Source organism: Cognatishimia sp., assembly GCF_964229375.1.
In the GTDB taxonomy this organism is placed as follows: Bacteria; Pseudomonadota; Alphaproteobacteria; order Rhodobacterales; family Rhodobacteraceae; genus Cognatishimia.
On the sequence record NZ_CAXREH010000182.1, the window covers coordinates 1 to 5,188 of the forward strand.

Annotated in this window: 5 protein-coding genes; 4 read left to right on the forward strand and 1 reads right to left on the reverse strand. The window is 58.7% G+C overall.

What is annotated here, in order from left to right; genetic code table 11:
- A partial coding sequence (locus tag ACEQWH_RS13340; protein WP_370231628.1) for a DUF808 family protein occupies positions 1–411 on the forward strand: 411 nt, incomplete at its 5' end.
- A 113-nt stretch (positions 412–524) separates the two neighbouring features.
- Here ACEQWH_RS13340 and tkt read toward each other — a convergent pair.
- Positions 525–2,498: a transketolase gene (tkt, locus tag ACEQWH_RS13345; RefSeq protein ID WP_370231634.1), complete on the reverse strand. Its 1,974-nt coding sequence runs from the start codon at positions 2,496–2,498 to the stop codon at positions 525–527.
- Positions 2,499–2,816: 318 nt separating this feature from the next.
- On the opposite strand from tkt, the gene ACEQWH_RS13350 reads away from it, so the two are divergent.
- From ACEQWH_RS13350 to ACEQWH_RS13360, 3 genes are all read left to right on the forward strand, one after another.
- On the forward strand, positions 2,817–3,371 hold the full coding sequence (locus ACEQWH_RS13350) for a hypothetical protein (protein WP_370231629.1): 555 nt from the start codon (positions 2,817–2,819) through the stop codon (positions 3,369–3,371).
- Positions 3,371–3,760 (forward strand): cell division protein ZapA, encoded by a 390-nt coding sequence (locus ACEQWH_RS13355; protein ID WP_370231630.1) that lies wholly within the window; start codon positions 3,371–3,373, stop codon positions 3,758–3,760. The genes ACEQWH_RS13350 and ACEQWH_RS13355 overlap by 1 nt, the downstream gene beginning before the upstream one ends.
- Positions 3,761–3,943: 183 nt before the next feature.
- On the forward strand, positions 3,944–5,188 hold a 1,245-nt coding region (locus ACEQWH_RS13360; RefSeq protein ID WP_370231632.1), incomplete at its 3' end, for an aminotransferase class III-fold pyridoxal phosphate-dependent enzyme.

A 5,188-nucleotide genomic window follows, 5' to 3' on the forward strand; every position in this document is an offset into this window, starting at 1 on the left:
GTGGCGTTGATCGTGAAGGCCGATGACGTCGGCCTTTGGCTGTCCAAAAACGGAGGCCTTGCCGCCACGCGCGCCGCCGGACGTGGGCTGGTGCGCGGGATGCCTTATTTCATGCGGTTACTGACCATTGTGGGCACAGCAGCGATGCTTTGGGTCGGCGGCTCGATCATTGTGCACGCGCTGAAAGAGATGGGATTTGGCACGTTGGGGCATGTAATCCACGACTGGGCCCACGCAATCGCCGTGATGGTGCCTGATGCATGGCAGGGGTTCACGGAATGGTTTGCCACGGCCACGTTGGACGGCATTCTGGGATTGGCGCTGGGGTTCATTCTGATCCCCATCGGTACCCGCTTTGTGACGCCCCTCTGGAAAGCTGTGACAGGTATGTTCTCGGGCGCAAAAGCCTGAGGGATTTTGCTGCAACCTTGCCTCCGGCGGGGATATTTGGGGCAAGAGAAAAAGCGGATTGCACAAAAAAGGCGGCCCGAAAGGAGCCGCCTTTTCTGTGATATGTGAAAGGCTTAGAGCATCGCTTTGACGTTGGCGACCACGTTGTCTGCGGTGATGCCGAACTTTTCAAACAACTCGCCTGCGGGGGCGGAGGAGCCAAAGCTGTCCATGCCGACAAAGGCTGCTTTCGCCTCGCGGCCGCGCTCGCCCAGAAGCCAGCGGTCCCAGCCGTGGCGTACGCCTGCTTCGATGCCGACACGCACGGGGCCTGCTGGCAGAACCTTGCGACGGTAGGCTTCGTCTTGCTCGGCAAAGAGTTCCATGCAGGGCATAGAGACGACGCGAGTGCCGATGCCTTCGGCTTCGAGTTTTGCGCGTGCGTCCATCGCAACGGAAACCTCAGACCCGGTTGCGATCAGGATCGCCTGACGCTTGCCTGTGGCTTCGGCCAGCACATAGGCGCCTTGCTCGGTCAGGTTCTTCAGCTTGTGCTCGGTACGCACGGTCGGCAGGCCCTGACGGGTCAAGGACATCACCGAGGGGGTGGTCTTGCTGCTGACTGCGATTTCCCAGGCTTCGGCGGTCTCGACCGTGTCGGCAGGGCGGAACACATAGGTGTTCGGCGTAGAGCGAGAGATCGCGCAATGTTCGACCGGCTGGTGGGTCGGGCCGTCTTCGCCAACGCCGATGGAGTCGTGGGTCATGACAAAGACCGTTGGGATCTTCATCAGGGCCGCCAGACGCATCGCGGGGCGTGCATAGTCGGTGAAGGCCATGAAGGTGCCGCCGTAAGGGCGCAGGCCGCCGTGCAGGGCGATGCCGTTCATGGCGCTGGCCATACCGTGTTCGCGGATGCCCCAATAGATGTAGCGACCGCCACGGTTGTTGGTCTCAAACATGCCAAGATCATCGGTCTTGGTGTTGTTGGACCCCGTCAGGTCAGCAGAGCCGCCCACGGTTTCAGGCATCACAGCGTTGATCGCCTGCAGTGCCATCTCCGAGGATTTCCGTGTTGCGACCTTTGGCAGATCTTCGGAGACCTGCTTTTTCAGCGCTTTGATGGTAGCCGAAAGTTTCTTGGGCGCATCGCCTGCGATGGCGCGGTTGAACTTGGCCTGTTTCTGGGTCGACGCCTCGGCAAAGCGGGCTTCCCATGCTTCGCGCTCGGCAACGCCGCGTGCGCCAATCGCTTCCCATTGGGATTTGATGTCTGCTGGCACTTCGTATTCTGCACCGCTCCAACCCCAGAGATCCTTGGCCGCTTTCGCTTGATCGGGATCGGTCAGGGCGCCATGGCCCTTGGAGGTGTCTTGTGCCGCGTGACCCAGCGCGATGTGGGTTTTGCAGGCAATCATCGATGGTTTTTTGGATTTCTTGGCCGCGGTGATGGCAGCATCAATCGCCTCTGGATCGTGGCCGTCGATTTCCTGCACATGCCAGCCAGAGGCTTTGAAACGCTGCACCTGATTGGTCTTGTCAGACAGTTCAACGGTGCCGTCGATGGTGATGTTGTTGTTGTCCCAGAAGACGATCAGCTTACCCAGAGAATGACGACCCGCGATGCCGATGGCCTCTTGCGAGACACCTTCCATCAGACAGCCGTCGCCTGCCACGACATATGTGTGGTGATCAACCAGCTTGCGACCATATTGCGCGCGCAAGATTTCTTCGGCAATGGCGAAGCCTACGGAATTGGCAATACCCTGCCCAAGTGGGCCAGTGGTGGTTTCAACTGCGTCCAGCAGGAAGTTTTCCGGGTGGCCGGCGGTCAGCGAGCCGAGCTGGCGGAAGTTTTTGATCTGATCCAGCGTGACCTGTTGGTCGCCGCAAAGATAGAGCAGGGAATAGATCAGCATCGAGCCGTGGCCCGCAGACAGGATGAACCGGTCGCGATCAGGCCAGGTCGGGTTTTTTGCGTCGAATTTCAGGTGCTTCTCAAACAGCACGGTGGCAACGTCTGCCATGCCGATCGGCATACCGGTGTGGCCAGAATTGGCACCTTTAACGGCATCCAGGGCAAGGGCGCGAATGGCGGTCGCCTTCATCCAATGGTCAGGATTTTTGGCTTTGAGTGCTGCGATGTCCACGGGGATCTATCCTCTTTATATTAGCGCTCAGCGTCTAGGGTCGTGAGGCTCAATAGCAGGCTCACATATAAGATCAAGCGCCGCCGCCAAGTACTTGATGTTAAAGGGGCAGCAATTTGGTTTTGCATTGGCTAAACTCGGGGGACGCGCACGATTCGGCCAGATTTATGTTTGCGATAACATTTTTGGCGGCTGATTTCGGGCGTTGTGGGTCGGTCTGAATGGAAAGCAGGCCGTAAGATGGGTGAAAGACGTGACTACATTGGGGGGCGCGGGATGACCGATATTGCTGATTTGGAAAATCGGCTGTCAGCGGCCATGGATCGAATTGCTACGGGGCTGAACGCACTTGGCGATGCACCGCAGGCAGCAAGCGGCGATGCGTCGGCAGAGATTGCGGCCTTGCGCGCGGCATTGGACGAAGAGCGCACGGCGAATGCGCAGCTAGAAGAACGGATCAAAGCGCTGACCGCGGCGGCGGATGCGCGCGCCATGGGCGATGCGGCGGGCGAAGTGGCTGCCGTCACCGATGCGCATCAGCGCGAGATCGAGGCCATTCGGGATGCGGCCGCAGAGGAACGCGCGGCTTGGGCTGGTTTGAACCAGCGGCTGGTGCGGCTGCGTCGGTCTAACAAGCTGATGCGGTCCAATACTTTGGCACTGCGTCAGGCGGCGGCGGATATGGTTGTCGATCCGGAACTGATCAACAATTCCCTGCAGGTCGAGCTGGACGCAGCGATTGCCGCGCAAGAGCTGGAACGCGCCGAAGCAGATGTGATTATCAAAACCCTGATGCCGATGGTGAACGGCGCAGCAACGGAGGACGCGTAATGCCAGAGGTGGATATCAGCATCGGCGGACGCAACTTCGAAGTGGCCTGCCAAGAGGGTGAACAGCATTTCCTGCGCTCTGCGGCCAAAATGCTGGACGACGAGGCGCGGGTTCTGACCAGCCAGATCGGCCGCATTCCCGAGGCGCGGATGCTGCTTATGTCGGGTTTGATGCTGGCGGATAAATCTGCGGGCATGGAAGACCGGATGCGTGAACTTGAGGCCAAAGTGGCCGAACAAGAAGAAGAGCTGGCGCGGCTGCGTTCGGCCCCTGCGCATATCGAACGCGTCGAGGTTCCGGTGGTGCCAGTGACGACGCGCGACGCTCTGGCGGAACTGGCCGCCCGGGCCGAGGCTCTGGCCGCGCAGGTTGAGGAAAAGGCAGGGTAGGCGGCTGGCGCGCGGATATCTTTCGTTTTGCGAGGGTTTTCGTTTAAGGCGAATGTCGGATTAAGCCCAAACGAACCAATTCTGCACCCATCAGGAATGCCTTTTTCTGAAGCTTCGTAAGAACTGTTTGACCTGCTGCAACCCGCCATCGAATAATCGACCAGAATCATTTCGAGGCTCGCGATGTCGCAACTCTATCCCTTCGCTGATCCGGTTGAAGCAGAGTCAAACCCTCCCAATCAATTCGTGCGTGGCGACGGCATTCGGGTAATCGACGCCAGCGGGAAATCCTATGTCGACGCGGTTTCGGCCCTGTGGTGCGCCTCTTTGGGGTTCACGCCCGAACGGCTAGTGAACGTCATGGCCGAGCAAACCCAAAAGCTTGCCTATTATCATTCCTTTATGGGGCGAACGCCGTCGATCACGGATGAACTGGCGCACAGGTTGATCCAACGGTTGCCGGGAATGTCGCGTATCTTTTTCGGCACGTCCGGGTCAGAAGCCGTGGAAACGGCCGCGAAATTCGTACGCTATTACTGGAACGCCAGGAACCAGCCCGCCAAAAAACGCATCATTGCCCGGGACGGCGCCTATCATGGCTCGGGCCAGGTCAGCGCAGCGCTCACGGGGTTGAGCTATTGCCATGACGGATTTGATCTACCGCTTGATGCCGTTTTGCGCACAGGCCGGCCCCACTACCTTCGCGACAGCGAGCCCGGCGAAACCGAGATTGCGTTTTCAAAACGGCGCGCCAGCGAGTTGAATATGTTGATCCAAGAGGCCGACCCCGGCACGGTCGGGGCCTTTATTGGGGAACCGGCTATGGGGGCTGGCGGCGTCATTTTGCCACCCGACGGCTATTGGGCCGAAATCCAAAACGTTCTAGCCAAACACGACATCCTCTTGATCGCGGACGAAATCATTTGTGGCTTTGGGCGCACTGGCGAATGGTTCGGTTGCGAAACCTTTGGAATTCAACCGGATATGATGACCATCGCCAAACAGATGACTGCGTCGGTATTCCCAATGTCTGCCGTCGCAATGACAGATGAGGTCTATAAGACGATCGCCAAGCTAGGGCATGATAACGGAACCCTTGGGCACGGTGTCACCTATGGCGGGCACCCGATAGGTGCTGCTGTCGCTCTCGAATGTCTCGAGATTTACGAGGAAATGAATTTACCTGCCACCGTCGGGCGGTTGGGCACAAGGATCAAGGCTGGTCTTAGTGCTATGCATAATCTGCCCGGCGTGATTGACACACGTTGTCAGGGAGCATTGGCAGCGGTCGAATTTGAAACCCCAGAGCAGGCGCTGTTGGTCGGCAAAGAGGCTGAGAGGCAGGGCGTGTTGTTCCGTATTATCGGCGCCGTTTTGGCCATTGCGCCTCCCTACATCTCGACAGATGACGAGATCGACCATGTCATG